Annotated in this window: 14 protein-coding genes and 1 tRNA gene; 10 read left to right on the top strand and 5 right to left on the bottom strand. The window is 71.0% G+C overall.

Annotated elements, in window-relative coordinates; translation table 11 throughout:
- Positions 1-79: 79 nt before the first annotated feature.
- The 5 genes from IEX37_RS09055 (at position 80) to IEX37_RS09035 (ending at position 3675) form a co-directional block, all read left to right on the top strand.
- Positions 80-1048, top strand: coding sequence for an NAD(P)-dependent oxidoreductase (locus tag IEX37_RS09055; RefSeq protein WP_229663175.1), 969 nt, complete (start codon positions 80-82; stop codon positions 1046-1048).
- Positions 1045-2514 (top strand): CoA transferase, encoded by a 1470-nt coding sequence (locus IEX37_RS09050; RefSeq protein ID WP_229663174.1) that lies wholly within the window; start codon positions 1045-1047, stop codon positions 2512-2514. Before IEX37_RS09055 ends, IEX37_RS09050 begins: the two co-directional genes overlap by 4 nt.
- Positions 2515-2546: 32 nt before the next feature.
- Positions 2547-2729 (top strand): PspC domain-containing protein, encoded by a 183-nt coding sequence (locus tag IEX37_RS09045; protein WP_188755941.1) that lies wholly within the window; start codon positions 2547-2549, stop codon positions 2727-2729.
- 275 nt (positions 2730-3004) lie between these two features.
- A complete protein-coding gene (locus tag IEX37_RS09040; RefSeq protein WP_188755940.1) occupies positions 3005-3259 on the top strand; it encodes a FitA-like ribbon-helix-helix domain-containing protein in 255 nt (84 codons plus the stop codon).
- Complete coding sequence (locus IEX37_RS09035; RefSeq protein WP_188755939.1) at positions 3256-3675, top strand: type II toxin-antitoxin system VapC family toxin; 420 nt, start codon at positions 3256-3258, stop codon at positions 3673-3675. Before IEX37_RS09040 ends, IEX37_RS09035 begins: the two co-directional genes overlap by 4 nt.
- Before the next feature lie 12 nt (positions 3676-3687).
- Here the strand turns inward: IEX37_RS09035 and IEX37_RS09030 are convergent.
- Positions 3688-3760 (bottom strand) — tRNA-Thr (locus IEX37_RS09030).
- A gap of 75 nt (positions 3761-3835) precedes the next feature.
- A complete protein-coding gene (locus IEX37_RS09025) occupies positions 3836-4774 on the bottom strand; it encodes a DsbA family protein (protein ID WP_188755938.1) in 939 nt (312 codons plus the stop codon).
- Positions 4775-5054: 280 nt separating this feature from the next.
- Between IEX37_RS09025 and IEX37_RS09020 the strand changes: the two genes are divergently transcribed.
- Together IEX37_RS09020 and IEX37_RS09015 are read left to right on the top strand one after the other, a co-directional pair.
- The gene (locus tag IEX37_RS09020; protein ID WP_188755937.1) at positions 5055-6155 is read left to right on the top strand and encodes an ABC transporter ATP-binding protein; all 1101 of its coding nucleotides are present in this window, start codon (positions 5055-5057) and stop codon (positions 6153-6155) included.
- An 86-nt stretch (positions 6156-6241) separates the two neighbouring features.
- Positions 6242-7537: a DUF4032 domain-containing protein gene (locus IEX37_RS09015; protein WP_188755936.1), complete on the top strand. Its 1296-nt coding sequence runs from the start codon at positions 6242-6244 to the stop codon at positions 7535-7537.
- Between the two features lie 26 nt (positions 7538-7563).
- Here the strand turns inward: IEX37_RS09015 and IEX37_RS09010 are convergent, their stop codons facing one another.
- Positions 7564-8919, bottom strand: coding sequence for a dihydrolipoamide acetyltransferase family protein (locus IEX37_RS09010; RefSeq protein WP_188755935.1), 1356 nt, complete (start codon positions 8917-8919; stop codon positions 7564-7566).
- On the bottom strand, positions 8919-11108 hold the full coding sequence (locus tag IEX37_RS09005; protein ID WP_188755934.1) for an alpha-ketoacid dehydrogenase subunit alpha/beta: 2190 nt from the start codon (positions 11106-11108) through the stop codon (positions 8919-8921). The genes IEX37_RS09010 and IEX37_RS09005 overlap by 1 nt, the downstream gene beginning before the upstream one ends.
- Before the next feature lie 170 nt (positions 11109-11278).
- On the opposite strand from IEX37_RS09005, the gene IEX37_RS09000 reads away from it, so the two are divergent.
- From IEX37_RS09000 to IEX37_RS08990, 3 genes are read left to right on the top strand one after another with little or no spacing between them, the layout of a single operon-like run.
- Positions 11279-11821: a VOC family protein gene (locus tag IEX37_RS09000; RefSeq protein WP_188755933.1), complete on the top strand. Its 543-nt coding sequence runs from the start codon at positions 11279-11281 to the stop codon at positions 11819-11821.
- A gap of 5 nt (positions 11822-11826) precedes the next feature.
- Complete coding sequence (locus tag IEX37_RS08995; protein WP_188755932.1) at positions 11827-12549, top strand: GntR family transcriptional regulator; 723 nt, start codon at positions 11827-11829, stop codon at positions 12547-12549.
- Positions 12550-12596: 47 nt separating this feature from the next.
- Positions 12597-13973 carry an NADP-dependent succinic semialdehyde dehydrogenase gene (locus tag IEX37_RS08990; protein WP_188755931.1) on the top strand — a complete coding sequence of 459 codons (1377 nt, stop codon included), beginning with the start codon at positions 12597-12599 and terminating at the stop codon, positions 13971-13973.
- Positions 13974-14065: 92 nt separating this feature from the next.
- On the opposite strand, the gene IEX37_RS08985 is transcribed toward IEX37_RS08990, so the two are convergent.
- Complete coding sequence (locus IEX37_RS08985; protein WP_229663173.1) at positions 14066-15295, bottom strand: M24 family metallopeptidase; 1230 nt, start codon at positions 15293-15295, stop codon at positions 14066-14068.
- Positions 15296-15377: the final 82 nt, after the last annotated feature.

Below are 15377 nucleotides of genomic sequence, written 5' to 3'. Positions count from 1 at the left end.
CCGTCGAGACGTTCCGTATTCCCGCGCTCCTCGCGGTGTCTCGGGTGCCGACGCCGTCGGTCGGTCCACGGAGCGCAGCGTGGCACTCGACACGAACCTCGGCGACGCGGTTGGATCGCTGCACGAGACGTCAGGGAGGTGGATCGTGGACGCAGCGGCGGAGCCCGTGAGACACCGGGTCGGGTTCATCAGCCTCGGGGTCATGGGCGCGGCCATGGCCGCCCGGCTGACCGGAGCCTGGCCGTTGCTGGTCTGGAACCGCACGGCCGCGGCGACCGAGCCGCTCGCCGCGGCCGGCGCGGGCGTGGCCGGATCGCCGGCCGAGGTGTTCGCGCGGTGCCCGGTCGTCATCCTGATGCTCGCCGACGAGCGCGCGCTGGACGACGTCGTCCGGTTCGACGGCTCTGTCGACTACCGGGGGACGACCGTCGTGCAGATGGGCACCGTCGCCCCGGCATACTCGAGCGCCCTCGGCGAGCGCCTTCGCGCGGCGGGCGGACGGTACGTCGAGGCGCCCGTCTCCGGCTCTCGGCAGCCCGCGCTCGAGGGCGCTCTGATCGCGATGGTGGCGGGCGACGACGCCGACGTCGAGCGCGTGACCCCCGTGCTGCGCCCGATGTGCGCGCAGATCTTCCGGTGCGGAGCGCCGCCCGACGCTCTGACCATGAAGCTCGCGGTCAACACGTTCCTCATCACGCTGGTGAGCGGCCTGGCGGAGGCCTTCCACTTCGCCGAGCGACACCGCCTCGACCCGGCGCTGCTGGAGCGGATCCTGGCAGCGGGCCCCATGGCGTCGACCGTGTCGACATCCAAGGCCGCCAAGCTCGCGCAGGAGGACTGGAGCGTCCACGCGGCGATCCCCGACGTGCTCAAGAACAGCCGCCTCATCGTCGACGCGGCCCGGCGCTCCGCGACCGCCTCTCCCCTCATGGAGGTGTGCACGCAGCTGTTCGCGGAGGCGGAGCGGCTCGGCCACGATCGGGACGACATGGCCGCCGTGGTGTCGGCGATCCGCGACCGGACGGCCCGGGGCGAGGTGCGCCCGTGACCCCGGACGCGGCCGGGCCCGCTCGCGACGAGGTCGGCGCGCTGGGCCCGGTAGGACGGCGCGCCGCGGCGGACCTGGGGTTCGCGGACGACGAGCTGGCGCGGGTGGAGCCGCCCGCCGAGCCGCCGCGGTGGCGTTCCGCTCTGCGGGTCGCGGAGCTGGCCGTGGACAGCGTGGCGCTCGCCTCCCTCGCCCTGAACGCCGTGCTCGCGTCCCGCTCGGGACAGCCGGGGCCCGCGCCCGTGCGAGTGGACGGGGCGCGCGTCGCCGCCTCGTACGGCAGTGACCGCCTGCTGCGGATCGACGGGACCGCGCCGGACGTGTGGTCACCGCTGTCGGGCTTCTGGCGCGCGGAGGACGGCTGGATCCGCACGCACGGCAACTACCCGCACCATGCCGAGCGCCTCCGCGGGCTGCTCGGGCTCGGATCCGACGCGCAACGCGCGGACGTCGAGCGCGCCGTTGCACGCCGGTCGGCCACGGCGCTCGAGGAGGCCGCGGCCGAGCACGGCGCCCTCGCGATCGCGGTGCGGGATCCGCAGTCGTGGCGCGCGCACCCGCAGGCCAGGGCCGTGGCCGGGGCGCCGCTGGTCGCGCTGGACCTCGCCGGCCCGGCCGACCCGCGGCGGTGGCGCGCGGCGACCGCCCCGCAGCGGAATGGGCTGCCCCTGGCGGGCGTGCGCGTGCTGGACCTCACGCGCGTCATCGCCGGGCCCGTGGCCACCCGCGACCTCGCGCTCGCCGGCGCCGACGTGCTGCGGGTCGACTCGCCACACCTGCCCGAGATCGAGTGGCAGCACCTCGACACCGGGCACGGCAAGCGGTCCACGCGGCTCGACCTGGGCGCCCGCCGCGACCGGCGCGATTTCGACGAGCTGCTCGCGTCCGCGGACGTGCTCGCGCTCGGCTACCGCCCCGGCGCGCTGGAGCGGCTGGGCCTGGATCCCGCGACGCTCGCCGAACACCGCGCGGGACTGGTCATCGCCGAGGTGTCGGCCTGGGGCGTCACGGGCCCCTGGAGCCGGCGGCGCGGCTTCGACAGCCTCGTGCAGGCGGCGTCCGGCATCGCGATCGCCGAGAGCCGCGACGCGGGCGCGACCCCCGGTGCGCTCCCCGTGCAGGCGCTGGACCATTCCGCGGGCCACCTCCTCGCCGCGGCCGTCGCCACGGCGCTGCGCCGCCAGCGCGCCTCCGGCGGCACGCTCCGCGTCGGCGTGAGCCTCGCCCGCGTCGCGCAAGAGCTGCTGGAGGCGGGCCCCGCCGGCGCGCAGCCGACCGCGACTGAGGACCGCCTCCCCACCGCGACCGCACCGCTCGCGGGACCCGAGCCGGATCCGCCCGTGGTCACCACGGCACCGCCGCCCCTCGCGTTCGCCGCCGCCCCCGAGGTCTGGCCCCGCATGGCACGTCCCTGGGGACGGGACGCGCCCACGTGGGACCCACTGCCCACGACCGCGCACGGGTGACGCGCGTGCCGCGATGGGCTAGCGTGGCCACCATGCCGAAGCTGCTCGTGCGCCGCCGCCAGGACCGCATCATCGCCGGAGTCTGCTCGGTCGTCGCCGACCGGTTCGACATCAGCCCGACGCCCGTGCGGGTGCTCGCGGTGCTCGGTCTGTTCTTCTTCGGCTGGACGATCCCGGTCTACATCGCGCTGTGGGTGGTCATCCCCTCGGAGTGAGCGGGCCCCGCGGCTGCCAGACACTCCTTAGACGGTGCTCGGACGGGCCACCGGGACGATGGTGACGAGGCCGACGCTTCGCTCACCGGCCATGGGGATCCGAGAGCTGTCCGTCCGCATGCTGGTCCTGATCGGAGCGAAAACGCTCCAGATCCGGGCTCCTGCCCCCGCCGAACAGCTCCCGGAACTGCGCGTTCGGCCGGTACGGAGAGGGGGAAACCGGGAGTCTTTGATATCATCTCGCACAGAGTGATATCGCAGGCGGGAGGTGACGATTGGCTGCCATCACGATCCGAAGCCTGCCGGACGAGGTGCACCGCGCACTCAAGGCACAGGCACAGCGGCACGGTCGAAGCACCGAGGCAGAGGTGAGGTCGATTCTCTCGAGCGCCGTCCTGCCTCAGCAACGGGTGCGGATGGGACAGGCCATGTCGCAGATCGGGCGCCGAGCGCGACTGGCCGACGAGGAGGCGGCGCTGCTCGATGACATGCGCGACCGCACACCGGCCGAGCCGATCGAACTGCCGTGATCGTCCTCGACACCAACATCGTCTCAGAGACCCTGCGCCGTGAGCCGTCGCCCGTGGTCCTGGACTGGCTGGACGCGCAGGCGCAGGACACGCTCTACCTGAGTGCGATCACGTGCGGAGAGCTGCGGTTCGGCGTCGAGACGCTCGCCGCGGGGGCGCGGCGCGACCGGCTGCGCTCGATCATCGACGCGATCCTCGAGCTGTACGAAGGCAGGATCCTGGCGTACGACGCGCGCGCGGCCATCCACTACGGGCGCATCGCGGCGAGAGCCCGCACGGCCGGCCGGCCGCTTCCCGTCGCGGACGGACTCATCGCGGCAACGGCGGCCGCTCACGGATACGCAGTCGCCACGCGGAATGATGCCGACTTCGCCGCGGCGGGCATCGAGATCATCAACCCCTGGCGCGTGAGCTAGAGTGCGCCGCGGTGCCGGCTGCGGGGCTCGAACCCACGACCCCCTGTTTACAAGACAGGTGCTCTACCAACTGAGCTAAGCCGGCGTGGTCCCGCGCGACGATGGTCGCGCGGCGGACCAGTCGAGCATACCGAGCCGTCACGCCCGGTGCTGCAGGACGCTACTCTCCGTCGGTGGGGGTCGGGGCGGGAGGCTCGTCGGTGGGAGTCGGGGCGGGGGACGGCGTCGGGGTCGCGGTGCGCAGGTAGGCGTCGCTGGAGACGTTCAGCACGAACTGCGAGAACTCCTCAGCCCGCTCCAGGGAGCCGACGTACGACTGGCCGTTCACGAGGATCATCGGCGCGCCCGACAGGGTCACGTCATCCGTTCCCGGCAGAGGCTCAGTCAGCGCGCGCTCGGTCGCCTCACGCGCCCAGGAGAAGTAGTCCTCGTTCTCGATGCACGCGCGCACGACCTGCGTGTTGGCGGCGCCGACGGCGATCGCGCGGTCCGCGAGTTCCGCGTCGGAATAGCCGTCACTGTCGGGCGAGGGCTGGTTCGTCAGCAGCTCGTGGTTGTATGCGATGAACGCCTCGGGCGCGTGCTCCCACACGCACGCGGCCGCTCCGGCTGCGCGCTGGGAGTACTTCGTGCCGTTCGACTTCGACGTCAGGAGCGCCACGGGGTGATACACGAGCGACACCGCGCCCTGCTCGACCCACTCCTTCAGCTGTGCGGCATTCGTCCGCTGGAAGACGCCGGACGCCTCTGACAGGTAGTCGACGTACACGTGGATCTCGACCGCGGGGGCGGCGTTCGTCTGCGCTTCGGCCTCGTCCGCCTCGTCGTCATCGTCCGCGCCGACCACGGTCTCGTCCAGGACGACGCCGTCGTCCTGCATGTTGGCCGGGTTCAGCGTGGGCTTCGACAGGGTCGGGACCACGGCGTTCGTGACCGCGAAGGCGACGGCCGCGACGACGGCGACGACGCCCAGGACGATCGCCGCGCGCCGGAGCACGCGGTTGCGCGCCTGACGCGCCTTGACCTGCTGGGCCTTCTCGCGCAGCGCCTCGCGCCGGCGTCGCGCCTCGGCGGTCTCGCCCGTCTCGTCGCTCGACATGCCATCCTCTTGAAGCTGAACGCGTGGCGGCCAGATCACCGCCACAACTCTCCGATGCTAGTGAGTACGGCTGAGAAAAGCCCAGACGGGGTCGCGACCGGCGCCTCCGGCGGGCGGATCCGCGTCGCGCGACACGCCCGGGCGGACCGGGCCGGATGGCCGCGTGCCATACTGAGAGCGACCCAACGGCGGGTCTGCGGGGCCTGGTTTCGAGAGGAGCCGGGCATCGCATCCATCACTACGGATCGTCCGGCACGTACCTGCCGGTGAAGGAGAAATCATGGCCTCGGTCACGTTCGACAACGCCACCCGTCTGTATCCGGGCGGAACCCGCCCCGCGGTGGACAAGCTCAACCTCGAGATCGGCGACGGGGAGTTCCTCGTCCTCGTCGGCCCGTCCGGCTGCGGAAAGTCGACCTCGCTGCGCATGCTCGCCGGCCTCGAGGAGGTCAACGACGGGCGCATCCTCATCGGCGACCGCGACGTCACCGACGTGCCGCCCAAGGACCGCGACATCGCGATGGTCTTCCAGAACTACGCGCTCTACCCGCACATGACCGTGGCCGAGAACATGGGCTTCGCGCTCAAGATCGCGGGCGTCGGCAAGGAGGAGCGCGCCAAGCGGGTGCTGGAGGCCGCCAAGCTGCTCGACCTCGAGCCGTTCCTCGCCCGGAAGCCCAAGGCGCTCTCGGGCGGTCAGCGCCAGCGCGTCGCCATGGGCCGGGCGATCGTTCGCGAGCCCCAGGTGTTCCTGATGGACGAGCCGCTGTCGAACCTCGACGCCAAGCTGCGCGTCCAGACCCGCACGCAGATCGCGTCGCTGCAGCGCCGCCTCGGTGTCACCACCGTGTACGTCACGCACGACCAGACGGAGGCGCTGACGATGGGCGACCGCATCGCCGTGCTGAAGGACGGCCTGCTGCAGCAGGTCGGCACGCCGCGCGAGCTGTACGAGAAGCCCAACAACGTGTTCGTCGCCGGCTTCATCGGCTCGCCCGCCATGAACCTGTTCCCCGCTGACCTCGTCGAGGGCGGCGTCAAGTTCGGTTCGAAGGTCGTGCGCGTCGAAGCGGGCGCGCTCTCGCGGGCCCACGGCTCCGAGGTCACCGTGGGCGTGCGGCCGGAGGACATCACCGTCGCCCCGTCGGACGGCGAGGGGCTGCAGGTCACGGTCGACCTCGTCGAGGAGCTCGGTGCGGACGGCTACCTCTACGGCCACTCCGAGATCGACGGCAAGCGCACCGACATCGTCGCGCGCGTCGACGGCCGCGTGCACCCCAGCGCGGGCGAGACGGTCACGCTCGCTCCCGCGCCCGACCACGTGCACGTCTTCGACATCGAGACGGGCGAGCGCCTGACGCCCGCCGTCGCGACCGTCTGACGCCGAGCGCCCACGGAGGCGGCGCGGCCGCGCCCGGGCCGCCTCCGACAGCGCCGGCCGCACCGCATCCAGACACGAGGTGATCCGTGCCCGAGTCCCTGCGCATCACGGCGGCCGAGTTCGATCAGAGCCTGCTCGCCCTGCCCTGGAAGGTCCCCCTCGAGCAGTGGCCGGCGAGCACGATCGTCAAGCTGCCCAAGGGCATCTCGCGCCACGTCGTGCGCTTCAGTGAGCTTTCGGGGCAGATCGTCGCGGTCAAGGAGACCACCAGCGCGATGGCGCAGCGCGAGTACGAGATGCTCGGCAGCCTCCAGCGGCTCGACGTGCCGTGCGTGCGGCGCGTCGCCGTCGTCGCGGGCCGTACCACACCGGACGGCGAGCCGCTGCCGGCCGCGCTCGTCACGGCGCACCTGAGCTTCTCGATGCCGTACCGCGCGCTGTTCACGCACGCGCTGCGCCCCGGCACCGCGACGCGGCTCGTCGATGCCCTCGCCGTCCTGCTCGTCCGGCTCCACAACGTGGGCTTCTACTGGGGAGACGTCTCCCTGTCGAACACCCTGTTCCGGCGCGACGCGGGCGCGTTCGCGGCCTACCTCGTCGACGCCGAGACCGGTGAGCTCCACGAGTCCGCCACGGGCGACGGCCTCACCGACGGTCAGCGCGAGCACGACCTCGACCTCGCGCGCACCAACATCGCGGGCGAACTCATGGATCTCGCGGCGAGCGGCCGACTCGAGGGCGGAGTCGATCCGGTCGCCGTGGCCGACGGCATCGTCTCCGCCTACCGCGCGCTGTGGAGCGCCATCCGCGACCAGGAGACGTTCTCGGTCTCGGAGTCGTGGCGCATCACGGAGCGCGTGCGGCGCCTCAACGAGCTGGGCTTCGACATCGGCGAGATGTCCATCGAGACGGTGGCGGACGGCACGCGCGTGTCCATCCAGCCGAAGGTGGTCGACGCGGGTCACCACCAGCGGCGCCTCATCCGCCTCACGGGCCTCGACGTCGAGGAGAACCAGGCCCGCCGCCTGCTCAACGACCTCGACGAGTTCCGCGTGCGCTCCGGCCGCACGGAGGACGAGGAGGAACTCGCGGCGCACGAGTGGCTCACACAGGCGTTCGAGCCGGTGGTCCGGGCGATCCCGTTCGAGCTTCGGGCCAAGCTCGAGCCCGCCGAGGTGTACCATCAGGTGCTCGAGCACCGCTGGCACCTCGAGGAGAAGCGCGAGGCATCCGTCCCGCTCGCCGAGGTGCTGAGCAGCTACATCCAGGACGTGCTGCGGCACCGCCGCGACGAGGCGACCATCATGGGCCCCCTCACCGAGGGCGTGACGGCTCCCGTGCCGACCTCCTCGCCCGCGCCCGACTGGCGCGACCTGGTCTGACCCGCGGCCTGAAGCGGAATCGCTCGTCAGAGCAGGATCGACAGCGGGTTCTCGATCCTCTTCACGAAAGCGGCCAGCCACTCGGCGGCGAGCGCACCGTCGAGCACGCGGTGGTCGGCTGAGAGCGTGACGGTCATCACCGTGGCGACGCCCAGCTCGCCACCGGCCATGACGACGGGACGCTTCAACGCGGCGCCCACGGCGAGGATCCCGGCGTGCGGCGGGTTGATGATCGCGGAGAACTGACTCGTGCCGTACATGCCGAGGTTCGAGACGGAGAAGGATCCGCCTTCGAGCTCATGTTGCTTGAGGCGCCCCTCGCGCGCCCGGCCGGCGAGTTCCCTGACTGTCGCGCTGAGCGCGCCGAGTGACAGCCGATCGGCCCCACGGACGACCGGGGTGAGCAGGCCGTTCGGCACCGAGACGGCGACCGCGAGGTCGACCGCGTCGAAGCGCCGGGTGGCTTCATCCGTCCAAATCGCGTTGGCGTCGGGGACGTCTGTGAGCGCCCCGGCAACCGCCTTCAGCACCAGATCGTTGACGGACACCTTCTCGGCACCGGACGCGTTGATTCGCTCCCGCAACGCCAGCAGCTCGTCGACGCGCGTATCGGCGACCAGAAAGAAATGCGGCACGGACGACGTGCTCTCGGTGAGCCGCCGCGCGATCGCGCGGCGCATGCCCGTGTGCGGCACGTCGGTGAAGCCGGTCTCCGGCGCGGCCGGGCCGGGCGCAGCGGTGGCGGCCGGCGCGGCATCGGGTGCCGCCAGAGCAGGAGTTGCGGGCGCTGCCGCGACGAACGCGTCGAAGTCACGGCGGGTGATGCGCCCGTTAGGGCCGGTACCGGGGATCGCGTGGACGTCGATTCCGCGCTCTGCCGCCAGGCGGCGCACCAGCGGCGTGACGAAGGTGCGCCCCGCCCGCGCCGCCCCGGCCGCTGCGGGCGGAGCCTCTGCCTCACCCACGGGAGCGGCCTCGGGCATCTCAGGCACCGTCGCCGGCTCGGGCGCGGACTCCGGCTCGGGCGCCGTCTCCGGCTCGGGCGCGGCGGGCACCGGCGCCGCCTCGGGCACCCCCGCCGCCTCCGTCGGCGACGGCGCGGCATCGGCGCCGGCCTCGGCGAGCGCGGTGTCGAGCGCCTCTCCCTGGCCCGCGATCACGGCGATCGGCGCACCCACGGCGGCTTGCTCTCCCGCACCGACGAGCGATCCGGCGAAGACACCAGCGACTTCGGCCTCATACTCGACGACCGCCTTCTCGGTCTCGATCTCGACGATCGACTGGCCGACGTCGATCGCGTCGCCCGGCTCGACGAGCCACGCCTGCACGGCTGCCTCGGCGCCTCCCGCCGCGAGCTGCGGCATCCGGATCACGGTGGCCATCAGACTGTTCCCCATCCCGCGCGCACGCGCTCCAGGCCGGCGGCGACCTCCTCGGTCTTCGCGATCGCGGCCCGCTCCAGCACCTTCGAGATCGACGGCGACGCCTCACCGCCAGTGACGCGCTCGATCGGTTGGTCGAGCCAGTCGAAGAAGCGCCGCTGCAGCTCGTCGGCGAGCCAGCCGCCGTACGACGTGCCGCGCGCGCCCTGCTCGACGATCAGCACGCGGTTGGTCTTGCGGATGCTCTCGCCGACCGTGTCCCAGTCGAGCGAGGCGCGGTCGAGCCAGCGCAGATCGATCAGCTCGCCGTCGATGCCGGTCTGCTCGATCGCCTCGAGCGAGTGCTGCACCATTGACAGGTAGGTCAGCACCGTCACCTCCGCGCCCGTGCGCCGCACCGCGGCCGAGCCGGGCGGGATGATGTAGTCGGCTTCGCCCTCCGGCACCTGGTCCGCCTGGCCGTAAAGGTCGACGTGCTCGATCACGAGCACCGGGTCCTCCAGAGCCAGCGCTGCGTTGAGCAGCCCTCGGTAGTCGGCGGCGTTCGAGGCCGCGACGATGCGCCACCCGGCGGAGGTCGCGAAGATGCCCGCCGGGTCCATCAGGTGCTGCGAGCCGTAACCCGATCCCATCGCCACCTTCGTGCGGAGCACGAGCGGCATCCGATTGTTGTCGCCGAACATGTGGCGCACCTTGGCGACCTGGTTGAACACCTGGTCGGCCGCGACCCACATGAAGTCGGGGTACATGAACTCGACAACGGGCCGGAACCGGCCGTCGAGCGCGACACCGCCGGCCAGACCGAAGAAAGCGTTCTCGCTGATCGGGGTGCCGATCACCCGGTCCTCACCGTACTTCTTCGCGAGCCCCTTGGTCGCACCGTTGGTGCCGCCATTGAGGCGGTGCACGTCCTCACCGAGCACGATGATCCGCTCGTCCTCGGCCATTCGGCGGTCGAGCGTGGCGGCGATCGCATCGACGAACTTGGTGTGCTGCCACGGTCCCGAGTGATCGACGGGATCGAGCACCGAGAGACCGTCGAGCTCGGCTCCGTCCGAGCGGATGCCTCTGTCGACGACGGCGGGATCCGGCCACAGCTCGGGGCGGATGCGACGCTTGCCGGGCGCGTCCGGATCGGGCTCGATGAGCGCGGCGACGGCGTCGGCGAGCGCCGCCTGCGCCTGCTCTCGCACGCCCGCGGCACCCGCCTCGTCGAGCAGCCCCAGCCTCCGCAGCTCGGTGGTCGTGCGGACGATCGGATCGCGCTCGCGCCACGCGGCCTCCTCGGCCTTTGGCCGGTAGCCGAACGCGCTGCCGGGGAACGGCCCGTTCTGGTGGAAGAAGCGGTACACCTCGGCCTCGACGATCGCGGGCCCCTCACCCGCCCGCATCCGCTCGGCGGCCTCCTCCATCGCGAGGTGCACGGCGAGCGGATCCATGCCGTCGACGCGCCACGACGGGATGCCGAAGCCCTGACCGCGCACCGAGAAGCGCGCGTCGGCCGTGACCTCATCGGCACGGGTCGACACCGCGTAGAGGTTGTTCTCGATGAAGTACGCGACGGGCAGCTTCCACGCCGCCGCGAGGTTGAACGACTCGAGCACCGACCCGATCTGCGACGCGCCGTCGCCGAAGTAGTTGACCGTGAGGTCGGTGGTGCCGCCGTGCTTCTGCGCCCACGCGTTGCCCGCGGCGAACGGCGCGCCGCCGCCGACGATCGCGTTGGTTCCGAGCGCACCGGCCTCGAGCCACTGCAGGTGCATCGAGCCGCCGCGCCCACCCGAGAAGCCCTGCGCGAGGCCGAGGATCTCGGCGAGCGTGCGCTGCAGCACGGTCTGCAGATCGTCCGACACGAGCGCATCGAGGTCGAGGCCTCCCCTGGAGACGTGGCCGATGACCTTCGCGAGGAACTGGTGGTGCCCACGGTGCGAGCCGTTCACCGCATCGCTCGAGCGCAACCCGACGATCGACCCGACCGCGCCGCCCTCCTGACCGATGCTCGAGTGCGCGGGGCCGTGCACCAGGCCTTCGCCTGCCAGCTCGAGCACGGTCTCCTCGAAGGCCCTGATGAGGTGCAGCTGCCCGAGGATCGTGCGCAGCAGCGCGGGATCCGCGGCGTTCCAGTCGGCAGCGGTGGACGCGAGCTGAATCCACTCCACCCCGGTCTGCAACCGCTTGCGTCTGGGCATCCTCGCCACCCTCCGTCATCGACGCCGACTCTGGCGTCATGGCCGAGAGTACGATCAGATCGGATCCAATACAAGCTCTCCGATCGATTCGCGCTGGCTATTTCGTCCAAGATGCATGAAAATGGGTCCAATCGGGCGCCTCGCGCGTTCCCTGCGACAAGGAGGTCCGCATGCCGATCCCAGGAGTCCGCGGCACCGACCACATCGGCTTCACCGTTCCCGATCTCGACGAGGCGGAGGCGTTCCTCGTCGGCGTGCTCGGTGCGGTGCGCGTCTACACGCTCGGGGCCAAGCAGTCAGACGACGACTGGATGCAGCGGCAGATCGGCGTGCATCCGCGCACGGTCATCCGGGAGATCCGGTTCTATCGGCTCGAGAACGGCTCCAATCTCGAAGTCTTCCAGTACGACGCGGCCGACGGCCAGGCGCCGCAACCGCGCAACAGCGACATCGGCGGCCATCACCTCGCGTTCTACGTCGAAGACATGGACGCGGCCGTGGCGTACCTGCGCGCGCAGGACGTCGAGGTGATGGGCGATCCCGTGGCGTCCGCCGGCGCATCGGCCGGACAGCGCTGGGTCTACTTCCGCGCCCCTTGGGGCATGCAGTTCGAACTCGTCAGCTTCCCCGACGGCAAAGCGTACGAGATCGACACGGCACTGCAGGACACACCCGGCACGGCGCTGTGGCACCCCGCGCGTCCGGCAGAGTGAACCGCATGGCATTCGACACCGACATCGACCCGCACGGTGCGTATGAGGGCACCCCTGCGGATAGCGCAGTCGCCGCGAACAGCGGGCACGGATCGGCGGGCGTGCGGATCGCCGACGGCGTACGCGCGGCCATCCTGGAGGGAGCGTACCCGCCGGGCACGCGCGTGCGCCAGGAGGATCTCGCCGACCAGTACGCTGCGAGTCGGGTGCCGGTGCGCGAGGCGCTGCGGATCCTGGAGGCCGAGGGCCTCATCACGCGGGTCGCGAACGCCGGCGCTTGGGTGTCGCAGCTCAACCTCGCCGAATGCGAGGAGTTGTACCGCGTGCGCGAGCGGATCGAGCCGCTGCTGCTGGCGATGAACGTGCCGCTGCTCGCCCCAGCGGTCGACGACCTCGCCGAGCTGGCGGCGCGCATGGAGCGCGCTGCGGACGCCGAGGAGTTTCTCTCGCTCGACCGGGCCTTCCACCTTGCGACATACGCGGCGGCGGATACGACGATGCTGCGCGAGACCGTCGTGCGCCTCTGGAACCGTACGCACCACTACCGTCGCGCCTTCACGAGGGTGGCACGCGCACACGGCGAGGACGCGGCCGTGCACCTCGACCACCGCCTCCTCGTCGAAGCGATCCGCCGCGGCGACGCCGACGAGGCCGAGGATGTGCTGTACCGCCACGTCCGACGCACGCGCGTCGAACTCGCGCGGCACCCCGAGATCTTCCCGCACTGAACGCCCCGCCGGGCCGCGGCCCGGATCCGACACACAAGGAGGCATCGTTGGCGATCGCAACCATCAACCCCACGACCGGCGAGCTCGTGCAAGAGTTCGAGCCGCACGACGCGGCCGAGGTCGAGCGCCGCATCGCCGAGGCCGACGAGGCCGCCCGCGCGCTGCGGCGGACGACCTACGCACAGCGCGCGCAGTGGATGCACGCTGCGGCTGACGCGCTCGAGGCCGACATCGACGAAGGCGCGCGGATCCTGACGCTCGAGATGGGCAAGCCGCTCGCGCAGTCCCGCGCCGAAGTGCTCAAGAGCGCCAAAGGCATGCGGTACTACGCCGACAATGCGGAGCGGTTCCTCGCCGACGAGCCGCTGCCCGATGCATCAGCGGTCGGAGCGTCGCAGGCGTTCACGCGCTACCAACCGCTGGGCGTCGTGCTCGCGGTCATGCCGTGGAACTACCCTTTCTGGCAGGTCATCCGCTTCGCCGCGCCGGCACTGATGGCAGGCAACACGGGCCTGCTGAAGCATGCCTCGAATGTGCCGCAGTCGGCGATCTACCTCGACACGCTGTTCGAGGAAGGCGGCTTCCCCACCGGATCGTTCCGGACACTGCTGATCGGATCGCGCGAGGTCGAAGCCGTGATCGCCGACCGCCGTGTGAAGGCCGTCACACTGACGGGATCCGAGCCCGCCGGCCGCGCGGTCGCCGCGACCGCGGGCCGGGAGATTAAGAAGGCCGTGCTCGAGCTCGGCGGATCGGATCCCTTCATCGTGATGTCGAGCGCCGACCTCGAGGCGGCCGCGACGACGGCCGTGAAGGCGCGCACGTCGAACAATGGGCAGTCTTGCATCGCCGGCAAGCGCTTCCTCGTGCACACGGATGTCTATGACGAGTTCTCGCGTCTGTTCGCCGAGAAGATGGCGGCACTGAGGGTAGGCGATCCGTTCGACGAGGGCGTGGACATCGGGCCCTTGGCGACACGCAGCGGCCGCGACGACCTCGCCGAGCTCGTCGACGACGCCGTCGCGCGCGGCGCGCGCGTGCTGACGGGAGGCAAGGCGCCCGAACGTCCCGGCTGGTTCTACGAGCCCACGGTGATCGACCAGCTGCCCGACGATGCCCGTCTCGTGCTCGAGGAGGCGTTCGGGCCCGTGGCGTCGCTGTACCGCTTCGCCGACCGCGAGGAGGCCGCACGCATCGCCAACCAGACGACGTTCGGCCTCTCCAGCGCAGTGTGGACGAACGACCCCGAGGAGGAGGCCTGGTTCATCCAGGCCCTGGATGCCGGCGCGGTGTTCGTCAACGGGATGACGGTGTCCTACCCCGAGCTGCCGTTCGGGGGCATCAAAGACTCCGGCTTCGGGCGCGAGCTCGCCGCCGTCGGCATCCGCGAGTTCACCAACCTCAAGACGGTCTGGAAGGCCTGAGACCACACGAAGAGACGATCTCGACGCGCAACGGCCCGGTCCCCCGATAGCAGGGAGCCGGGCCGTCGTCGAACGGTCGCCCGTGGCCGGAATCAGTAAGGGTTGGCGACGAAGAGGTCTTGGGCGGGGAACTTCGTGAGCACCTCGGTGCCGTACTCCGTGACGACGACCTCCTCCTCGATCCGGGCGGCCGAAATGCCGTCGGAGGCCGGGCAGTAGGTCTCCATCGCGAACACCATGCCGGGGCGCAGCTCGACCGGGTCCTTCAGCGAGTTCAGGCGCGAGATGATGGGCCGCTCATGCAGCCCCAGGCCGAGACCGTGCGCGAACTGCAGGCCGAAGGCGGCCAGCTCGTTCTCGAAACCGAAGTCCTGCGCCTTGGGCAGCACCTTTGCCACATCGTCGCTGCCCACCCCCGGCTTGATCGCGTCGAGCGCGGCGTCCATCCACTCGCGCGCGGTCTTGTAGGCGTCCTTCTGGCTCTCCGTCGCCCACCCGACTCCAAAGGTGCGGTAGTAGCAGGTGCGGTATCCGTTGTACGAGTGGATGATGTCGAAGAAGGCTTGATCGCCGGGCCGGATGATCCGGTCGGTGAAGTTGTGCGGGTGCGGATTGCAGCGCTCGCCCGAGATGGCGTTGATCGCCTCGACCTGATCGGAACCGTACTCGTAGAGCCGCTTGTTGGCGAGCGCGACGATCTCATTCTCCCGCACGCCCGGCCGCAGCGCGTCGACGATGTCCTGGTACACCCCGTCGACCATGGCCGCGGCCTGGTTGAGCAACACGATCTCGTCGTGATTCTTGATCACGCGCGCGTCCAACATGTGCTGCTGTGCATCGGCGATCCGGATCCCCTGGCGCTGCAGCTCGAACAGGAACGGCGGCTCGACGATGTCGATGCCGACGGGCGCGTCGGCGAGACCTGCGGCCGCGAGCAGCGACTTAATCTCCGCGACGGCGTCCTTCATCAGGTCGGCGCCGCCCTCCGGAGCGACCGCCCCCTTGAATCCCAGGAACCCCGGCCGGTAGTTCTCGTCGGGCACCCAGTCCGAGTAAAGCCTGTGATGCTTCACAGCCGACCCGAAGTCCCAGAGAATCGGGTCATGGTCGCGCATCAGCAGCGCGTACCGGATCATCTTGTCACCGAGGGCGCCGCCGATCCACGTCTGCGTCGTGTAACGGATGTTGTAGAAGTCGAACAGCAGAAACGCGCCGCACTCGCTCGCCTCCAGCGCCGCCTTCGCCCGGCCCAGCCGGTAATCGCGCAACCGTTGGAAGTCCACGCGGTGCTCGTAGTCGACGCCGTTCTGCCCGGGAGCCATGAGCGATCGAACGCCCGGCGGGCGCTGGGACGGCCGCTCAAAACGCCGGCCGCCCCCGTGAGGGCCGTGGCCGTGCCCGAGG

The organism is Microbacterium album (assembly GCF_014643695.1).
Taxonomy (GTDB): Bacteria; Actinomycetota; Actinomycetes; order Actinomycetales; family Microbacteriaceae; genus Microbacterium; species Microbacterium album.
This window is presented reverse-complemented; position numbering and strand designations above follow the sequence as displayed.